We start from the raw sequence: 18,440 nt of genomic DNA, 5'->3' as shown, positions 1-18,440 counted from the left end.
GTCGTCCACGGCGCCGCCGAGCCCGTCTCGAAGCCCGCGTTGCCCAGCAGCTGCGCCGGCGTGCACGTCCCGCCACCGCCACCGGTCACCGCCCAGGTGAAGCTGGTGGTACCGGACTTGCCCGCCGAGTCCTTCACCGTCACCGTCACGCTGGACGAGCCCGCCGTGGTCGCGGTACCGGTGATCACACCCGTGGACGCGTTGATCGCCAGCCCGGCCGGCAGACCCGTCGCACTGTACGACAGCGGCGCGGTACCACCGGAGGCCTTGATCTGGAGGTTCACCGCACCGCCGACCGCGGTGGACTGGTTGCCCGGGCTGGTGACGGTGATGCCGCCCGGGTTGGGCAGCGAGCCGACGCTGACGGCGGCCCAGGCGGTGGCGACCGCGTTGTACTCGGCGCTGTTCGCGCCGTACAGGTCGGTGGCCGCGTTCAGGGTCGCGGTGCGGGCGGCGGCGTAGTTGGTGGTGGAGGTCATGTACGCGGTCAGCGCCTTGTACCAGACCTGCAGCGCCTTGTCGCGGCCGATGCCGGTGACGGTGATGTTGTTGACCGTCGGGCTGTTGTAGTTGAAGCCGTTGATGGTCTTCGCGCCGCTGCCCTCGGACAGCAGGTAGAAGAAGTGGTTGGCGACACCGGACGAGTAGTGCACGTCCAGGTTGCCGACGCCCGAGTACCAGGAGTCGGCCGAGGTGCCGTCCTTGGAGGGCTTGTCCATGTAGCGCAGCGGCGTGCCGTTGCCGTTGATGTCGATCAGCTCGCCGATGAGGTAGTTCGGCGGGTTGGCGGGCAGGTTGGCGTAGAACTCGACGCCGGTGCCCATGATGTCGGAGGTCGCCTCGTTGAGGCCGCCGGACTCGCCCGAGTAGTTCAGGTTGGCGGTGGCGGAGGTGACGCCGTGGCTCATCTCGTGGCCGGAGACGTCGAGTTCGGTCAGCGGGTGGGTGTCGCCCGAGCCGTCGCCGTACGTCATGCAGAAGCAGCTGTCGTCCCAGAACGCGTTGACGTAGCCGGTGTCGTAGTGGACCCGGCTCATCGCGCCGACGCCGTCGTTCTTGATGCCGGTGCGGCCGAAGGAGTTCTTGTAGAAGTCCCAGGTGACGGCGGCACCGTACTGGGCGTCGACGGCGGCGGACTCGCGGTTGCTGGCCTGGCCGTTGCCCCAGGTGTCGCTCGACTTGCTGAACAGCGTGCCGTTGCCGGAGGTGCCGTTCTTCATGTCGGTGGTGTACTGGCCGCCGCGGGTGGCGTCCTTCAGCGAGTACGTCGAGCCGCTCTGGGTGGTGGTCAGCGGCACGTTGCCGACGAACACGCCGTTGCCGCTGCCGCGCTTGATGCCGTCGGCCTTGCTGAGCACGTCACCGGTCTTGGCGTCGGTGACCACGTGCAGCTTGCTCGGGGTGCCGTCGGACTCGCGGCCGGAGACGACGGTCTCCCAGGCGAGCTTCGGGGTGCCGTCGGCGGCCCAGACGACCAGGCGCGGCGCGGTGTCGACGGCGGCGCCCTGCTCGGCGGCGAGCGCGGCGGCCTGGGCCTTCGGGGCGGCCTGGGCCGGCGTGGTGTCGACGCCGCTGAGGTCGGCCTCGCTGGCCTTGGTCACGCTCTTGGTGGCGCCCGCGGCGTCCTGGTGGACGATCAGGTCGCCGCCGAGCACCGGGAGTCCGGCGTAGGTGCGCTCGTAGCGCAGGTGGCGGCCGCCGTTGGTGTCCTGGACGACGTCCTTGGTGACCAGCTTCTCCTGGCTGCTCAGGCCCAGGGCCTGGACGAAGGACGCGGACTGCTGGTTCGCGGAGGCGATCAGCGCGGCCCGCTCCGACTGCTGGGCGGCGACGGCGGACGGGGCGTCGGGCGTCGCGGCCTGCGCGATGACCGGTATGCCGGTCACCAGCAGCGCGGTGGTTGCGGCCATGACAACCGCGGCCTTCCGGGCGTGAGCGTAACGGGACATGCGGACTCCTTTTCCGACCGGCGCGGGTTCGCACCGGTGGAGAGAAACCTGGGCCGCAGGGTTGCGGCGCAGTGGGGGCCCCCGCCCGGGGTGTGCGACGGGGGTGCGATTGCGGTGCTCACAAGTCGTGGCAGGTTTGGGACGCGCTGCACCTGAACTGGTCAGCCGCACCGGGGGGTGGGGCCCCCTCGTCTGCAGCCGCAGGAATCGTGGCAGCAAACGAGTCGTTAATGACAGATGCATGCCACGGAATGGCCGATTCATTACCGAAACCGTATGCATGACTGTTCATCAGTTGTGTTACCCCTTTGAGAACTCATGAACACGGTTTTCATGATCCGGGGAATGTTCGATCACTTCCGGATGTCACTGACCAGCGCTCAGGGCTCCCGCCCGCACCACCCGGTGGCCGACGGCGCCGGGCGGGGGCGGCACATCACGCTTCCGGCCGTGCCATCGGCGCTTTCCGGCCACCGGGCGGCCAAAACGAAACGGGTCCCGCACCGCCCCAACGGCGGTGCGGGACCCGGGGGTTCCGGCGTTCGTCGATCAGCCCTGGACGAACACCGCCACGGTGCGGCCCGGCACGGTGAAGGTGCCGGTCACGGCGTCGAAGCCGGACTGCTTCACCACCGCGTCCGCGCCGCCCGCCTGGACCGGGTGCAGGGCCTGGCCCGTCCCCTTCAGGGCCGCCACGGTCTGCGCCTGCGCGGTGGGCGTGGCGTTGAACACCACGGTGACGCCCTTCTCGGCGCCCTTCAGCCCGGTGCCGTCCAGGTGCAGGGTGATCACCCCGGGCGTCTCACCGGGCGTGCCGGAGAGCGGGTAGGACAGCCGCTGCTGGACGGCGGCCAGGGTGGGCAGCGAGAACAGCGGCGAGGACTGCTTGATCCGCAGGAACTCCTGGTACTGCGCGGAGGTCGCGCGGATGTCGGCCGCTCCCACGGTCAGCCGCGGGTTCGCCAGCAGGGACTGCGCGGTCGGCCACATCTCCTTGTTGTCGGCCGCCGGCGGCAGGCCCCGGCCCCAGCCGTTGCCCTGCGACGGGTCCCAGTGGATGGCGTTGAACCAGTCGCCCGAGTCGTAGGAGTTGGCGTCCAGCGACTTGGAGCGCAGCAGGTCGCTGCCGGCCTGGGCGAAGCCCGCGCCCTGGGTGAGCGCGGTGAGCGAGAGCCCGAGCGCCTGCATCCGGGCCCGGTCGGCGGGCGCGGTGCCGGTCGGCAGCTTGTACGCCAGCGCGTCGAACAGGTCGGTGTTGTCGTGGGCGTCCACGTACTCCACCGCCTCGCCCGGCTTGGCCGCGTACCCGGTCGGGGCACCGTTGTAGTCGACCTGCGCGCCGGTGACGGCCCGGCCCGAGCTGTCGGTGAAGGAGTAGCCGGCCAGGTTGCCGGTCAGTCCGACCTTCAGCTGGTCCATCTGGTGCAGCAGCCGGTCCTTCTGCTCCTGCGGGGTGCCGTTGGCGGGCGAGCCGTTGGGGTCGGTGTACAGGCCCGAGGCGAAGCCCTGCTGCGGGGCGGAGTTCAGCATGAAGTTGCCGCCGCGGGCGGCGTCGCGGATCCGGTCGTCGAAGGTGGCGATGCCGGTGCCGGCCAGGTTGAGCTGGGTGGCCTGTTCGAACCGGGCGTTGTTCGCGACGACGCCGAAGTTCCAGCCCTCGCCGTAGAGGAAGACGTTCTTCCCGTCGATGCCGTCCGAGGCGGGCGTCATCTTCCGCAGCGCGGCCTGCACGTCCAGCATGGTGGACTTCGGGTCCAGGCCCATCAGGTCGAAGCGGAAGCCGTCGACCTTGTACTCGCGGGCCCAGGTGGTCACCGAGTCGACCACGAGCCGGTTCATCATGGCGTGCTCGGGAGCGGTGTCGGCGCAGCAACTGTCCGCGGTGACCTTGCCGTTGTCGTCCAGCCGCTGGTAGTAGCCGGGGACGACCTTGTCCAGCACCGAGTGCTCGGCCTGGCCGCTGGCAGCGGTGTGGTTGTAGACCACGTCCAGCACCACCCGCAGCCCGGCCTCGTGCATCGCCTGCACCATCCGCCGGAATTCGACGGTGCGCGCCGCGCCATTCGGCTCGGTGGCGTACGACCCCTCCGGCACGGTGTAGTGCAACGGGTCGTAGCCCCAGTTGTACGCGTCGTCGGCGGCGACGGCCGCCACGCATTCCTGCTGCTTCGGACCGTCCGGGGGAAGGGACTTGAGGTCGCAGGCCGGCAGCTTCTGGTCGGCCCGGTTCTCCCGGATGGTGGCGATGTCGAAGGTCGGCAGCAGATGGACGGTGGTCACCCCGGCCTGGGCGAGCTCCCGCAGGTGCCGCATGCCGGCCGACTGCGACTCGGTGAACGCCAGGTAGGTGCCGCGCTCGGCCGCCGGGACGGTGGTGTCCTCCACCGAGAAGTCCCGGACGTGCAGTTCCTGGATCTGCTGCTGCGCCGGCGGGACGGCCTTGGGGACGTTCTGCCCCTCCCAGCCCGCGGGCTTGAGCTCCTTGGCGGCCAGGTCGGCGACCAGGCTGCGCCTGGAGTCGGTGGACAGCGCGACCGAGTACGGGTCGGTGACGGTGTTGACCACCACCTGCTGGACGGAGGGCGCCCAGACCTTCACCTGGTACAGGTAGTACTTGCCGTCCAACTCGCCCTTGTCGCGGACGACTTCCCAGACGCCGGTCTCGTCGTCCAGCTTCAGCGGCAGCGTCTTCGGGGTGCCGCCGGTCGCGCCGTCGAAGACCTGGACGGACACCTCCTGCGCGGTCGGCGCCCACACCGACAGCGCCACCTTGCCGTTGTAGTAGGCCGGGCCGAAGTCCACCCGGCCGGTGCGGCGCGCGTAGAGGTCGTCCAGCACGCCGGGGGTCTGCACGCCGGTGGCGGCCAGCACGGCGCCGCTGGGCAGGTGTTCGGTGAACAGCAGCTGGCTGCGCAGCGCGGCCGGGACGCGGGCGGTGTCCCGGGCGTCCACGGTGAAGGCCCGGTAGCCCGCCAGGTGCGGGAACGCGGCCTTCTGCGCGGCGGTCAGGCCGCCCTGGGCGGCGTTGAGCCTGATCCACCGGCCGGGCTTCGTGAGCACGCCCTTGTCGGCGCGGATGCCGCCCTCGGGGTCGTACACCAGCTGGGCGCTGGTGCCGCCGGCCAGGGCAGCGTCGCCCGCACCGTAGGCCGCGGGGACGACGACGGTCCTGGCGTCGATCCACTGGGCCTTGGCGCTGCCGAGGTCCACCTGCGCGGAGGCGGCGGCGTTCTGCGGCAGCAGGTGGCCCTCGCGGCCGCCGAGCAGCCACACCTCGCGGCCGTCGACGGCGAGGTCCAGGGACTGGTCGGTGGGCAGGTCCTTGTCGTTGCCCTTGTGCAGGATGTAGCTGAGGCTGGTCGCGCCGGGGGCCAGCGGCACCTCGAAGACGGCGCCGAAGGCGTCGCGGCGCACCGGCATCAGGGGCTTGCCCCAGTCGGTGGGGGTGGCGGCGCCGGTCCAGTCGTGCAGGCCCCAGCCGTCGTAGTCGCCGTCCGGCCGGTTGTAGTGGAGGACGGCGGTGTCGGCGGGCTGGGTGTTCGCCGGGCCCGGGTTGGCGGTGCGCACGGCCGGGTCGCCCTGCCGGATCCAGACCTCGCCGGTGGCGCCGACGTCGACGTGGCGGTCGGCGTCGACGTCCTTGACGCCGTTCTTCTCGACGACGAACCCGACGTCCGAGGCGCCGGGCTTGAGCTTCACGTAGGCGAAGGCGCCGTACGCGTCCCGGCCGGTGAAGGCGTGCCCGGCGGGCCACGGGGTGGCCTCGCCGTCGGCGAGGTCGCCCCAGGCGTAGAGGTTCCAGCCGTCGTAGTCGCCGTCCGGCCGGTTGTAGTGCACGACGGCGTACGGGCGGGCGCCGGCGGTGGGCACCGGCTTGGGCGCGGGGGCGCCGGTGGTGAAGCTCGCGGTGGCGGAGCGCAGCCGGCCGCTGGAGTCCTGGACGACGGCCTTGTAGCGGACGACCGTGCCGGGGGCGGTGGCGCTCAGGTCCTGGGTGACCAGGTTCTTCCCGGTGTCGGCGGTGCCCAGGGTCTGCCAGGGCCCGGTGCCGATCTGGGCGGCGAAGGTGACGCGGTTGAAGCCGCCGCCGGTCGTGGCGCCGACGGTGACGGTGCCGCTCGAACCGTCGGCCGGCGGCTGCACGGAGAGCTGCGGCGCCGCCGTGGTGGGGGCGAGCCCGGCGGCCGCCTTGAACACCACCGAGGAGAGCGCCGGCACCGTCACGGTGACCTTGCGGTCGGCGCCGGAGGTCACCTTCCCGCCCGTTGCCGGGTAGATCCGGTCGAAGCCCGTCCCGGCGGAGAAGGTGTCCAGGGAGACGGTCTTCGCCTCGGCGGCGTTGTTGACCGCCACCAGGTACTCGGTCCGCTGCCCGGCGTCGATCCGGGAGAAGGCGTACACGCCCGCGCCGTCGGCGGCGTAGCGCTCGATCTGGGCACCGTCGGCGAGGGCCGGGTTGTCGCGGCGCAGCTTGGCCAGCGCGGCGACGTCCTGGTAGAGCGCGCCGCCCTGCCCGTACCGGTCGGCCGGGCCGGAGGGGCCGCCGAGCACCCGGTCACTGTTGTAGGAGGGCGTCTTCGAGGCGAACATGTCCTGCCGGGCGTCCTGGTCGCCGCCCGCGCCGGTGAAGCCCTGCTCGTCGCCGTAGTAGACGACGGGCTGGCCGCGGGTGAGGAACTGGAGCTCGGTGCCGAGCCGGTCCTTCTTCAGCAGGGTGGCCTCGTCGGCGCCCGGGTTGTCGGCGAGCAGGAAGGAGCCGAACCGGCCCATGTCGTGGTTGCCGAGGAAGGTCGGCAGCTCGTACGCGTCGGTGTCGGCGGTGGTGTAGCGGTAGTCCTGGCCGTAGACGTCGGCGAGGTTCTTCGCCGAGCCGCCCTGGGAGACGTAGCTGCGGGCGGCGCCCTGGAACGGGAAGTCCAGGGTGGCCTGGAGCTTGCCCTTGGTGACGTACGGCGAGGTGATCGCCGGGTCGCCGGAGTAGACCTCGCCGAACATGAAGAACTTCTTGTTGCCCTGCTTGGCGGCGAAGTCCTTGAGCGCGGGCGCCCACTGCTGCCAGAACGCCATGTTGACGTGCTTGACGGTGTCGATCCGGAAGCCGTCCACGCCGGCGTCCTTGACCCACTGCTGGTAGACCTTCTCGAAGCCCTTCACCACCCGGGGGTTCTGGGTGTCGAGGTCGTCCAGGCCGCTGAAGTCGCCCTCGGTGGCGGACTCGCCGACGAAGGTCGAGTCACCGCGGTTGTGGTAGAGCGCGGGGTCGTTGAGCCAGGACGGGGTCTTGGCCGTGGCGTCGGCGGGCTTGCGGAAGACCGGGGTGTAGGGGAAGGAGTCCTTGGTGAGCCGCGGCCAGGGCGCACCCGCGTCGGCGATCGCGGTCTCGTCGACGGGGTTGCCGTCGGCGTCGAGGGTCGGGTAGGCGCCGACGGAGCGGTAGCCGTGCTGCTGCTCGGCGTCGTCGATGACGTCGGCGGTGTGGTTGGTGATGACGTCGAAGAAGACCTTGATGCCGCGGGCGTGCGCCTTGGCTATCAGGTCCTTGAGCTGGTCGTTGGTGCCGAAGTGCGGGTCGACCTGGGTGAAGTCGGTGATCCAGTAGCCGTGGTAGCCGGCCGAGGCCTGGTCGCCGCTGCCCTGGACCGGCTTGTTCTTGAAGATCGGGGCCATCCAGATCGCGGTGGTGCCGAGGTTCTGGATGTAGTCGAGCCGCTGGATCAGGCCGGCCAGGTCGCCGCCGTGGTAGAAGCCCTTGTCGGCCGGGTCGAAGCCGTGGTCCAGCCGGCCGCCGGTGATGCCCCCCGTGTCGTTGGCGGGGTCGCCGTTGGCGAAGCGGTCGGGCAGGACGAAGTAGAACTGCTCGCGGCTGAGGTCGTGCCGCCCGGCGGTGGCCGCCAGGGCGGCGTCCGAGGGCGGGGGCGGCGGGGCGGCGGCGAGGGCCGCGGGGGCACTGCCGAGGGTGGCGGCGGTCAGCGCGGCGGCCAGCAGGACGGCCGTGCGGCCGGGTCTGCGTCGGGGGGTGCTCCGCCGGGGGCGGAGCCGGACATCGGCCACTGAGGGTCTCCCTTAGGGGAAGGGGTGAGCGAGTTCCCTGGAAGCTAGCGGCCTGCAATATGTTTCAGCAAGATGCAGAAACGGTTTCTTTCCGGGAAACTCCAGGCCGGGACCCTTACTGCCACCCCGATTACGCCCTTGGAGCGGTCGGCGTAACAATGGGACGTATGCCTGTCCCACCGGTAAGCACCAGACCCGACCTCACCCCCTACCCCGGTGGGAGCCTCCCCCTAACCCTCAAGGGGGACAGCCGGTGAAGAATCCACTGCCAGGGGATGATCGGACGGCGACGGGACGTCTGGCAGACTTCTCGTCCATGGGGGAACCGACCAAGATCCAACACGGCCGCGCACCGCGCGCCGGAGCGGCCCGCGGTGACGGTTCCGGAGCACGGCCGGCCTCCTCGGCACGCCTGCCCGACGGAGCCGCCCGCGCCACTCAGTCCCGTGTCGCCGCACTGCGCGGCCGCATCCGCGACCAGCGGCGCTCACCGGCCCGGCCGAAGATCTGGTTCGAACTGGCCCTGATCGGGATCAGCTACTGGGTCTACTCGATCATCCGCAACGCCGTTCCGGAACAGGCCTCGATAGCCCAGAAGCACGCGCGCTGGATCTGGGACCTGGAGCAGTCCCTGGGCATCGCCGTCGAGCGTTCGATCAACCACGCCGCGGACAGCGTCGGGTGGCTCATCACCGGGATGAACTACTACTACGCGACCCTGCACTTCGTCGTGACGATCGGCGTGCTGGTCTGGCTCTACCGCCGCCACCCCGGCCGCTACGTCGCCGCCCGCACCGTGCTGTTCGCCACCACCGCGATCGCCCTGGTCGGCTTCTTCTTCTTCCCGCTGGCCCCGCCCCGGCTGATGACCGACGGCGGCTTCATCGACACCGTGAAGGTGCACGGCACCTGGGGCTCGATGGCCTCCGGGCCCGCCGCGCACGTGTCCAACCAGTACGCGGCGATGCCCTCGATGCACATCGGCTGGTCGATGTGGTGCGGGCTGGCCATCTTCTACCTGGCCCGCCGGACGTGGGTCAGGGTGCTCGGCCTGCTCTACCCGCTGGCCACCCTGACGGTGATCGTCTCGACCGCCAACCACTTCTGGATGGACGCCGTCGGCGGCGTGCTCTGCCTGGGCGTGGGCTTCCTCACCGCCCGCTGGATGTACCACTCCTGGGTCTACAAACTGCCCCAGGTGCCCGCCCGGGAGACGGCGGAGGAGCCGATCACCGTCCCCGAGCAGTGGAGCGAACCCGCGGTGAGCAGCGCCCGCCGGTAGAGCTGCCGGACCTGGACGTACGGAAGGGGCCCCACCCGGGGCCCCTTTCGCGTGCCGGGCCTCAGCCGCCGGTCTCAGCCCCCGGCCTCAGCCCCCGTAGAACAGCCGCTCCACCACCGCCCGGGCCCGCCGGGTGGTCCGCCGGTAGTCGTCCACCAGCTCACCGCTGTGCCCGGCGCCGTACCCGAGGTAGCGGGCCACCCCGGCCAGCTCCCGGGCCTCCCCGGGGAAGCTGTCGCCCGGCCGGCCCCGCACCAGCATCACCGCCGAACGCACCCGGGAGGCCAGCACCCAGGCCGCGTCCAGCACCTGCGCGTCCGAGCGCCCGACCAGCCCGGCCTCGGCGGCGGCCGCCAGCGCGGCCCTGGTCCGGGTGGTGCGCAGCGCCGGCAGCTCGTGCCCGTGCTGGAGCTGGAACAGTTGCACCGTCCACTCCACGTCGGCCAGCCCGCCGCGGCCGATCTTGGTGTGCGTGGTCGGGTCGGCGCCGCGCGGCAGCCGCTCGGCCTCGATCCGCGCCTTGATCCGGCGGATCTCCACCAGGTCCCGCTCCGGCACCCCGACGCCCGGGTAGCGCAGCGGGTCGATCAGCTGCCGGAACCGCGCGCCCAGCTCCTCGTCCCCGGCCACCGGCTCGGCGCGCAGCAGCGCCTGGCTCTCCCAGGCGTGCGACCAGCGCCGGTAGTACGCCGCGTACGAGGCGAGGGTGCGCACCAGCGGACCGCTGCGCCCCTCCGGCCGCAGGTCGGCGTCGACCAGCAGCGGCGGCTCGGTGGACGGCGCGCCGAGCAGGGTCCGCAGCTCGTTGCAGACCGTCTGGGCGGCCCGGGCGGCGTCCTGCTCCAACGAGCCGAGCAGCGGCTCGTGGACGAAGAGCACGTCGGCGTCCGAGCCGTAGCCCAGCTCGTGGCCGCCGAACCGGCCCATCGCGATCACCGCGATCCGGGTCGGCAGGTCGCCGTGCTCGGCCTCCCAGCCGGCCGTGCAGGCGCGCAGCGCGCCCTGGAGGGTGGCGGCGTTGAGCGCGGTCAGCGCCTCCCCCGCGGTGTCCAGCGCCTCGGCCGGGTCCTCCCCGAGGCGGCCGAGGACGTCCGCGGCGGCGGTGCGGAACAGCTCCCGGCGGCGCACCGAGCGGGCGGCGGCGACGGCCGCGGCAGTGGATCCGGCCCGGCCGACGGCGGCCAGTATCTCCTGCTCCAGGGCGGCCCGGCCGCGCGGCGCCAGGCCCTGCGGGTCGCCCAGCATGGCGACCGCCTCGGGGGCGCGCAGCAGCAGGTCGGGGGCGAGCCGGCCGGCCGACAGCACCCGGGCCAACTGCTCGGCGGCGGCGCTCTCGTCGCGCAGCAGCCGCAGGTACCAGGGGGTGCGGCCGAGCGCGTCGGAGACCTGGCGGAAGTTGAGCAGCCCGGCGTCCGGGTCGGCCGAGTCGGCGAACCAGCCGAGCAGCACCGGCAGCAGGGTGCGCTGGATCGCGGCCTTGCGGCTCACCCCGGAGGCGAGCGCGCTGAGGTGGCGCAGCGCGGCGGCCGGGTCCGCGTAGCCCAGCGCCTCCAGCCGGGCCCGGGCCGCGTCCGGGGTCAACCCGGCCGCGCCCGGCGGCAGTTCGGCGACGGCGTCGAGCAGCGGCCGGTAGAACAGCTTCTCGTGCAGCCGCCGGACCTCCACCGCGTGCCGCTTCCACTCGCGCTGCAGCGCGGCCACCGGGTCGGAGCGGGTGTCGTCGTTGATCAGCGCGGCCAGCGAGCGGGCCAGCCGGCGCAGGTCCTCCGCGCCGGTGGGCATCAGGTGGGTGCGGCGCAGCCGGTAGAGCTGGATCCGGTGCTCCAGGGAGCGCAGGAAGCGGTAGGCGGTGTCCAGCGAGACGGCGTCCGCCCGGCCGACGTACCCGCCGCGGGAGAGCGCGGCCAGCGCCTCCAGGGTGTTGCCGCTGCGCAGCGCCGGGTCGGTGCGGCCGTGCACCAGCTGGAGCAGCTGGACGGAGAACTCGACGTCGCGCAGCCCGCCGGGGCCGAGCTTGAGCTGGCGGTCCAGTTCGGTGGCGGGGATCGAGTCGATCACCCGGCGGCGCATCTGCTGCACGTCGGTGACGAAGTTGTCCCGGGCGGCGGCCTGCCAGACCATCGGGGCCAGCGCCTCCAGGTAGGCGGCGCCGAGTTCGGCGTCCCCGGCGACCGGGCGGGCCTTGAGCAGCGCCTGGAACTCCCAGGTCTTGGCCCAGCGCTGGTAGTAGGCGAGGTGGCTGGCCAGGGTGCGCACCAGCGGGCCGTTGCGGCCCTCGGGGCGCAGGTTGGCGTCCACCGGCCAGATGGTGCCCTCGCCGGTGGTGTCCGCGCAGAGCCGGGTGAGGGCGGCGGCGAGCCGAGTGGCGGCCTTGACGGCCTCGTGCTCGTCCACGCCCTCGCGCGGCTCGGCGACGAAGATGACGTCCACGTCGGAGACGTAGTTGAGTTCGCGGCCGCCGCACTTGCCCATGCCGATCACGGCGAGCCGGCAGGCCCGGGCGGCGTCCTGGTCCTGCTCGGCGGCGAGGTCCAGGGCGGTCTGCAGGGTGGCGCCGGCCAGGTCGGCGAGTTCGGCGGCGGTCTGCGCGAGGTCGGTGGTGCCGGTGAGGTCGCGGGCGGCGATGGCGAGCAGGCAGCGGCGGTAGGCGACGCGCAGCGCGTCCGCCGGGCTGCGGCCGCGTTCCCGGCCGCGCCGGACGCCCTCGGCGAGCGCGCGGCGGAAGTCCTCCGGGCCGGGGTGCATGTCGCGCAGTTCGAAGGTGACCAGCATGTGCCAGTCGTGCGGGTGCCGGGCCAGGTGGTCGGCGAGCGCGGTGGAGACGCCGAGCACGCCGAGCAGCCGGTCGCGCAGCGGCTTGGAGGTGGTGAGGGTGTCGCGCAGGGTGTGCCGTTCGGCCTCGTCGGCGGCCTCCAGCAGCCGGGCCAGGCCGAGCAGGGCGAGGTCGGGGTCGGCGGTGGCGCCGAGCGCGTCCAGCAGCACGGGGTCGTCGGCCAGGCCTTCCAGGCCGGGGCCCGCCAGCAGCCGCACCGCCTGCGCCGGGTCGGTGAACCCGCGCCTGACCAGCCTGATCTCCGGCCGGCTGACCCTGCTCCCGGCCCGCTGCTCGTCCACCGCCATGGCCCCTCCATCCGTCCGCCCCAGCAGGTTACGCGCCCTGACGGCCCGGCGCCGGACACGACCGCCCGGACACGACCGCCCGGACGGCCCGCCGCCGCGCGCCGCGCCGCCCGTCCGTGACCTCGGGCCCGCCGCGCTCGTTCTCCCGGCGCCGACCGTCCCGCCCCGCCCGTCCTGTCCACCCCGTCCCGTCCCGTCCCGTTCCGGAGCGCCGATGCCCAGCCGCCTGCCCTCGCTCACCGGGCTGCGCTTCTGGGCCGCCCTGCTGGTGGTGCTCTACCACCTGTCCCGCAAGGTCGGCGGGCTGCCGGTGCTCGACCCGCTCGCCTGGTACGGGCGCTCGGGGGTGACGTTCTTCTTCGTCCTGTCCGGTTTCGTCCTGGCCTGGACGTACGGCGGCTCGCCCGTCCCCGCCGGGGCGTTCGCCCGCCGCCGGTTCGCCCGGATCTGGCCGCTGCACGTGCTGAGCACCGTGCTGTCGCTGGGCGCGGACGCCGCGATCGGCACGGCGCTGCCGGTGGCGGCCACGCTCTGGTCGCTGCTGCTGGCGCATCCGTGGGCGCGGGCGACGGTGTACGGCGGCAATCCGGCGTCCTGGTCGCTGGGCGCCGAGGCCTGGTTCTACCTGTTGTTCCCGCTGCTGCTGCGGTTGCTGGCGCCGCGCCGCCGCGCCTGGCTGCCGGTGGCGGCGGTGTGCGCGGCGCTCGGCCCGGCGCTGTGGGCGGCGGGCCCGCTGCTGCCGGCCGATCCGACGGTGCGCGGCTGGCTGCTGGACTACCTGCCGCTGACCCGTACCCCGCAGTTCGTGCTCGGGGTGGCGGTCGGGCTGGCGGTGCGGCAGGGGCTGCTCCCCCGGGTGCGGCTCGGCGCGGCGGCCGCGGCGGTGGCGGGCTGGCACCTGCTGCTGGCGCCCTGGCACGCGGCCGTCCCGGACGCGCTGTGGTGGGGCCCGTACAGCGCCTCCCAGCTGGTGCCGGCGGGGCTGTTCGCGGCGCTGCTGGTGGCGGCGGCCCAGCGGGACGCGGCCGGTGCGCCACCCCGGCCGGCAGGCGGGCGGGGACTGGCCGGGCGGGCGGCGGTGCGGCTCGGCGAATGGTCCTACGCCTGGTACCTGGTGCACGAGATCGGCATCCGCTGCTGGCTCGCCGAGCTGGGCCGCCCGGCGCCCGGGGCGGCGGCGCTCGCGGTCTGGCTGCTGCTGGCCGGTGGGTCGCTGGCGGTGGCGGCGGGCCTGTACCGCTGGGTGGAGCGGCCGTGCGAGCGGCTGCTGCGCGGCTCACCGCGCCGGCCCGGCGGGAACGCGGCGGCGCCGCTGCCGGCCCGCGCGGTGCGGGTGGGGCGGCAGCGGCGCCGGGCGGCGGCCGGTCAGGCGTCGGTGGAGCCGTCCAGGTTGACGTAGGCGTAGAAGACGCCGATGTCGTAGCCGTCCTTCTGGGTGTTGAAGGTGGCGGTGAGGTCGGTGTCCCCGTTGCGCAGGTACGGCGAGATGTCCCAGCGGTTGGAGTCGTAGCCGAAGTTGTTGCGGTTGTACGGGTTGCGGGCGAACTGGTCCTCCGGGGTCAGCTCCTCGATGGTGGAGTTGAAGGCGTCGTTCGGCGGGTGGTTGATGTCGGAGAACAGCGTCTCGGGCCCGTTGGTGGACTTGACCGACAGGGTGTCGCCGGTCCACTTGAGGTCGCCGTCGTAGACCACCCAGCCGAGCTTGCCGTGGAGTTGACCGCTCTGCGGCGTCTGCAACCCCGTGAGCTTGATCTGCCGCGTCGGGCTGTCCGGCAGCTCGACCTGGAAGCCGTCCCACAGGTGGATGTGCCGCATCGGCTTGCAGTCGTTCTCGTACGCGACGACGATCGTCCAGCCGCCCCAGCTGTGCGGCTTCACCACCGAGTCCATGTCGGCGACGGTGTAGGTGCCGTTGCCGGCGTTCCTGACCAGGTCGGTGATGTCGGCGGAGGCCTGGTAGCTGCTCTCCACGTCGGTGGTGATGTAGCCGATGGACGGCTGGTCGTTGGCGATGTCCCGGTACTGCTTCTCGCCCGGGACCTTGAGGTACACCTCGTCGATCTGGTTCTCCGGCAGCACGGTCTCGCCGATGCCGCGGGTGCCGCCCCAGTACAGCCGGGCGTACTTGACCTTGGAGCCGTCGATCAGGCCGAGGTCGGCGGAGCTCGCGGAGTAGATCGGGTCACCGAGCGGGCCGATGGAGCCCGGGTCGATGTTGACGTACTTCATCTCGTACTTGTTGTTGATCGGCATGCTGCCGAGGCCCTTGCGGGCGTCCTCGCAGGGCGGCTGCTCCGGGTCGAGCGGCGGCTTGGTCTCGTCACAGGTCATCAGCGAGTTGCTGATCCTGGTGACGGAGCCGTGGAAGTCGCCCTGGAAGCGGGTGGTGAACGGCAGCGGGTTCTCGGCGATGGTCTCGGCGCGCGGGCGCGGGTTCGACGAACCGGAGCCGGAGCCACGGGCGTCGGCGATCGGGGTGGCCAGCAGCTGGCTCGCGACGGCGGCGAGGGCGGCGCCCGCGACGGCGGTCCGGCGGGCGAGCAGGCGGGCCGCGGCGGCGCGACTGACAGCGGAGGAGGGCATGGGATCCTCTCGGGACGGAACGGACGAGCACGCCCATCGGACCACAACCGTCCGTCACAGGATCTTCACATACCGCCATTGGGGAAACCATCCACCCCAGCGGACGGCCCGCTGTCATCCGATCGGACGACAGCGGGCCCGGAGGTGTTTGGGAGCCTCAGGCGCTCACAGCACCTGGAGGTTCTTGCGCAGCTCGAACGGCGTCACCTCGGAGCGGTACTCCTCCCACTCCTGGCGCTTGTTCCTGAGGAAGAAGTCGAAGACGTGCTCGCCGAGGGTCTCGGCGACGAGCTCGCTGCGCTGCATCAGGTCGATCGCCTCGCCGAGGTTCTGCGGCATCGGCTGGATGCCGAGGGCGCGGCGCTCGGAGTCGGTCAGCGCCCAGACGTCGTCGTCGGCGCCCGGCGGGAGCTCGTAGCCCTCCTCGATGCCCTTGAGGCCGGCCGCGAGGGTGACGGCGTACGCGAGGTACGGGTTGCAGCCGGTGTCCAGGGAGCGGACCTCGATCCGGGTGGAGCCCTGCTTGCCGGGCTTGTACATCGGCACCCGGATCAGCGCCGAGCGGTTGTTGTGGCCCCAGCAGATGTAGGACGGGGCCTCGCCGCCGGCGCCGGCGGTGCGCTGGGAGCCGCCCCAGATCCGCTTGTAGGAGTTCACCCACTGGTTGGTGACGGCGGCGGTCTCGGCGGCGTGCTTGAGCAGGCCGGCGATGAAGGAGCGGCCGACCTTGGAGAGCTGGTACTCGGCACCGGTCTCGTGGAAGGCGTTGCGGTCGCCCTCGAACAGCGACAGGTGGGTGTGCATGCCCGAGCCGGGGTGGTCGGAGAACGGCTTGGGCATGAAGCTGGCGTGCACGCCCTGCTCCAGCGCGACCTCCTTCATGACCAGACGGAAGGTCATGATGTTGTCGGCGGTGGACAGCGCGTCGGCGTAGCGCAGGTCGATCTCCTGCTGGCCGGGGGCGCCCTCGTGGTGGGAGAACTCCACCGAGATGCCCATCGACTCCAGCATGGTGATGGCCTGTCGGCGGAAGTCGTGGCCGACCCCGCGCGGGGTGTGGTCGAAGTAGCCGGACTGGTCGGCGGGGATCGGCGGGGTGCCGTCGCCGGGCAGGTTCTTCAGCAGGAAGAACTCGATCTCGGGGTGGGTGTAGAAGGTGAAGCCCTGGGCGGAGGCCTTCTCCAGGGTGCGCTTGAGCACGAACCGGGGGTCGGCGTAGGACGGCGAGCCGTCGGGCATCAGGATGTCGCAGAACATCCGGGCGGTACCGGGGGTCTCCGAGCGCCAGGGCAGGATCTGGAAGGTGGTCGGGTCCGGCTTGGCGATCATGTCGGACTCGTAGACCCGGGCGAAGCCCTCGATCGCCGAGCCGTCGAAGCCGATGCCCTCCTCGAAGGCCTGCTCCAGTTCGGCCGGAGCCACCGCGACCGACTTCAGGAACCCGAGCACGTCGGTGAACCACAGCCGGACGAACCGGATGTCACGCTCCTCAAGCGTCCGAAGCACGAACTGCTGCTGCTTGCCCATGGGGACAGTCTCACCTCTGCTCTTTACGCTCGTGTTACGCCCGGAAGACCCCCGGACGCGACTGCCCCCATCATGGCCGATCACCGCGCGGGACGGCAGTCCGGACCCCGGCCCGACCCCCCGGGCAGCACATCGCGTCAGATTGACGATTATACTCGGGGGCATGCCCAATCTCCGTCTCGCCCTGAGCCAGATCGACCCCTGGGTCGGTGACATCGCCCGCAACAGCGATGAGGTGGTGCGCTGGACCAGGCAGGCCGTGGAGGCCGGCGCCCAGCTGGTCGCCTTCCCCGAGATGGCCCTGACCGGCTACCCCGTCGAGGACCTCGCCCTGCGCAGCTCCTTCGTCGAGGCGTCCCGGGGCGCGCTGGTCGAGCTGGCCGGGCGGCTGGCCGCCGACGGGCTGGGCGAGGTGCCGGTGGTGGTCGGCTACCTCGGGCGCTCCGAGCACGCCTCGCCGAGGTTCGGCCGCCCGGCCGGCTCCCCGCAGAACTGCGCCGCCGTGCTGCACCGGGGCGAGGTGGTGACCCGCTTCGCCAAGCACCACCTGCCCAACTACGGCGTGTTCGACGAGTACCGCTGGTTCGTCCCGGGCGAGCAGCTGCCGGTGCTGCGGCTGCACGGAGTGGACGTCGCGCTGGCCATCTGCGAGGACATCTGGCAGGACGGCGGCCGGGTCACCGCGGCCCGCGAGGCCGGGGCCGGGCTGCTGCTGGTGGTCAACGGCTCGCCGTACGAGCGGAACAAGGACGACCAGCGGCTGGAGCTGGTCCGGCGCCGGGCCGCCGAGGCGGGCTGCCCGCTGGCCTACGTCAACATGGTCGGCGGCCAGGACGAGCTGGTCTTCGACGGCGACTCGATCGTGGTCGGCGCGGACGGCGAGGTGCTGGCCCGCTCCCCGCAGTTCGAGGAGCACCTGCTGGTGCTGGACCTCGACCTGCCGGCCGCCGGCGGCGACCACACCGACGGGCTGCTGCTGAGCGACGGGCTGCACCTCGTCCGCACCGAGCTGGGCGGCGAACCGCGGACCGCGCCCGCGGACACTCCGGCCCCCGAGGTGGCGCCGCGGCTGTCCGACGAGGCGGAGATCTGGGCCGCGCTGGTCTCCGGCACCCGGGCGTACGTCACCAAGAACGGCTTCCGGTCGGTGCTGATCGGTCTCTCCGGCGGCATCGACTCGGCGCTGGTGGCCGCCATCGCGGTGGACGCGATCGGCGCCGAGAACGTGTACTGCGTCTCGATGCCCAGCCGCTACTCCTCGCAGCACTCCCGGGACGACGCGGCCGAGCTGGCCCGCCGGACCGGCCTGCACTACCGGACCGTCTCCATCGCCCCGATGTTCGACGCCTACCTGGGCGCGACCGAGCTGACCGGCCTGGCCGAGGAGAACCTGCAGTCCCGGCTGCGCGGCACCCTGCTGATGGCGATCTCCAACCAGGAGGGGCACATCGTGCTCGCGCCCGGCAACAAGAGCGAGCTGGCCGTCGGCTACTCGACCCTGTACGGCGACTCGGTGGGCGCGTTCGGGCCGATCAAGGACGTCTACAAGTCGCTGGTCTTCCGGCTGGCACACTGGCGCAACGAGGAGGCCGAGCGGCACGGCGAGGTGCCGCCGATCCCGGAGAACACCATCTCCAAGCCGCCGTCCGCCGAGCTGCGGCCCGACCAGAAGGACAGCGACTCGCTGCCCGACTACGACCTGCTGGACAGCGTGCTGGCCCGCTACATCGAGGGCGACGAGGGGCGGGACGCGATCGTCGCGGCCGGCTTCGACCCGGCCGTGGTGGACCGGGTGGTCCGGCTGGTCGACACCGCCGAGTACAAGCGGCGGCAGTACCCGCCGGGCCCCAAGATCTCGGTCAAGAACTTCGGCCGGGACCGCCGCCTGCCGATCACCAACCGCTGGCGGCGGGGCTGATCAGGACAGG

At 72.3% G+C, this 18,440-nt stretch carries 8 protein-coding genes; 3 read left to right on the top strand and 5 right to left on the bottom strand.

Features of this window, described 5'->3' with window-relative positions; translation table 11 throughout:
* Together ABT015_RS31220 and pulA are read right to left on the bottom strand one after the other, a co-directional pair.
* Positions 1 to 1,949: M4 family metallopeptidase (locus tag ABT015_RS31220; protein WP_350885109.1), on the bottom strand; the 1,949-nt coding region annotated here is incomplete at its 3' end.
* Between the two features lie 549 nt (positions 1,950 to 2,498).
* Entirely contained in the window at positions 2,499 to 8,000 is a 5,502-nt protein-coding gene (gene pulA, locus ABT015_RS31215) for a pullulanase-type alpha-1,6-glucosidase (RefSeq protein ID WP_350885107.1), read from the bottom strand.
* A 316-nt stretch (positions 8,001 to 8,316) separates the two neighbouring features.
* Here pulA and ABT015_RS31210 point away from each other — a divergent pair, with 316 nt between their 5' ends.
* Positions 8,317 to 9,282 carry a phosphatase PAP2 family protein gene (locus tag ABT015_RS31210; protein WP_350885105.1) on the top strand — a complete coding sequence of 322 codons (966 nt, stop codon included), beginning with the start codon at positions 8,317 to 8,319 and terminating at the stop codon, positions 9,280 to 9,282.
* A gap of 87 nt (positions 9,283 to 9,369) precedes the next feature.
* Here ABT015_RS31210 and ABT015_RS31205 read toward each other — a convergent pair whose 3' ends face one another.
* Positions 9,370 to 12,402, bottom strand: a complete 3,033-nt coding sequence (locus ABT015_RS31205) for a bifunctional [glutamine synthetase] adenylyltransferase/[glutamine synthetase]-adenylyl-L-tyrosine phosphorylase (protein ID WP_350885103.1) — start codon at positions 12,400 to 12,402, stop codon at positions 9,370 to 9,372.
* A 214-nt stretch (positions 12,403 to 12,616) separates the two neighbouring features.
* Here ABT015_RS31205 and ABT015_RS31200 point away from each other — a divergent pair, with 214 nt between their 5' ends.
* Positions 12,617 to 13,801 (top strand): acyltransferase family protein, encoded by a 1,185-nt coding sequence (locus ABT015_RS31200; RefSeq protein WP_350885101.1) that lies wholly within the window; start codon positions 12,617 to 12,619, stop codon positions 13,799 to 13,801.
* On the opposite strand, the gene ABT015_RS31195 is transcribed toward ABT015_RS31200, so the two are convergent.
* Positions 13,768 to 14,985 carry a hypothetical protein gene (locus ABT015_RS31195; protein ID WP_350885099.1) on the bottom strand — a complete coding sequence of 406 codons (1,218 nt, stop codon included), beginning with the start codon at positions 14,983 to 14,985 and terminating at the stop codon, positions 13,768 to 13,770. The two genes, ABT015_RS31200 and ABT015_RS31195, sit on opposite strands and share 34 nt — an antisense overlap.
* A 165-nt stretch (positions 14,986 to 15,150) precedes the next feature.
* Positions 15,151 to 16,512: a gamma-glutamylpolyamine synthetase GlnA2 gene (glnA2, locus tag ABT015_RS31190; protein WP_063347345.1), complete on the bottom strand. Its 1,362-nt coding sequence runs from the start codon at positions 16,510 to 16,512 to the stop codon at positions 15,151 to 15,153.
* Positions 16,513 to 16,675: 163 nt separating this feature from the next.
* Here glnA2 and ABT015_RS31185 point away from each other — a divergent pair, with 163 nt between their 5' ends.
* Positions 16,676 to 18,430, top strand: coding sequence for an NAD+ synthase (locus tag ABT015_RS31185; RefSeq protein ID WP_350885096.1), 1,755 nt, complete (start codon positions 16,676 to 16,678; stop codon positions 18,428 to 18,430).
* Positions 18,431 to 18,440 lie beyond the last annotated feature (10 nt).

This window comes from Kitasatospora sp. NPDC094016 (assembly GCF_040304045.1).
Taxonomy (GTDB): Bacteria; Actinomycetota; Actinomycetes; order Streptomycetales; family Streptomycetaceae; genus Kitasatospora.
Note: the sequence above shows the minus strand (reverse complement) of the source record. Positions and strands in the feature narration are given on the sequence as shown.

What these genes read in the sequence shown, in the direction of transcription:
- ABT015_RS31185 (WP_350885096.1), top strand. Translation starts at nt 16,676, where the DNA reads ATGCCCAATCTCCGTCTCGCCCTGAGCCAGATCGACCCCTGGGTCGGT.
- ABT015_RS31205 (WP_350885103.1), bottom strand. Translation starts at nt 12,402, where the DNA reads ATGGCGGTGGACGAGCAGCGGGCCGGGAGCAGGGTCAGCCGGCCGGAG.
- ABT015_RS31195 (WP_350885099.1), bottom strand. Translation starts at nt 14,985, where the DNA reads ATGCCCTCCTCCGCTGTCAGTCGCGCCGCCGCGGCCCGCCTGCTCGCC.
- glnA2 (WP_063347345.1), bottom strand. Translation starts at nt 16,512, where the DNA reads ATGGGCAAGCAGCAGCAGTTCGTGCTTCGGACGCTTGAGGAGCGTGAC.
- ABT015_RS31210 (WP_350885105.1), top strand. Translation starts at nt 8,317, where the DNA reads ATGGGGGAACCGACCAAGATCCAACACGGCCGCGCACCGCGCGCCGGA.
- ABT015_RS31200 (WP_350885101.1), top strand. Translation starts at nt 12,617, where the DNA reads ATGCCCAGCCGCCTGCCCTCGCTCACCGGGCTGCGCTTCTGGGCCGCC.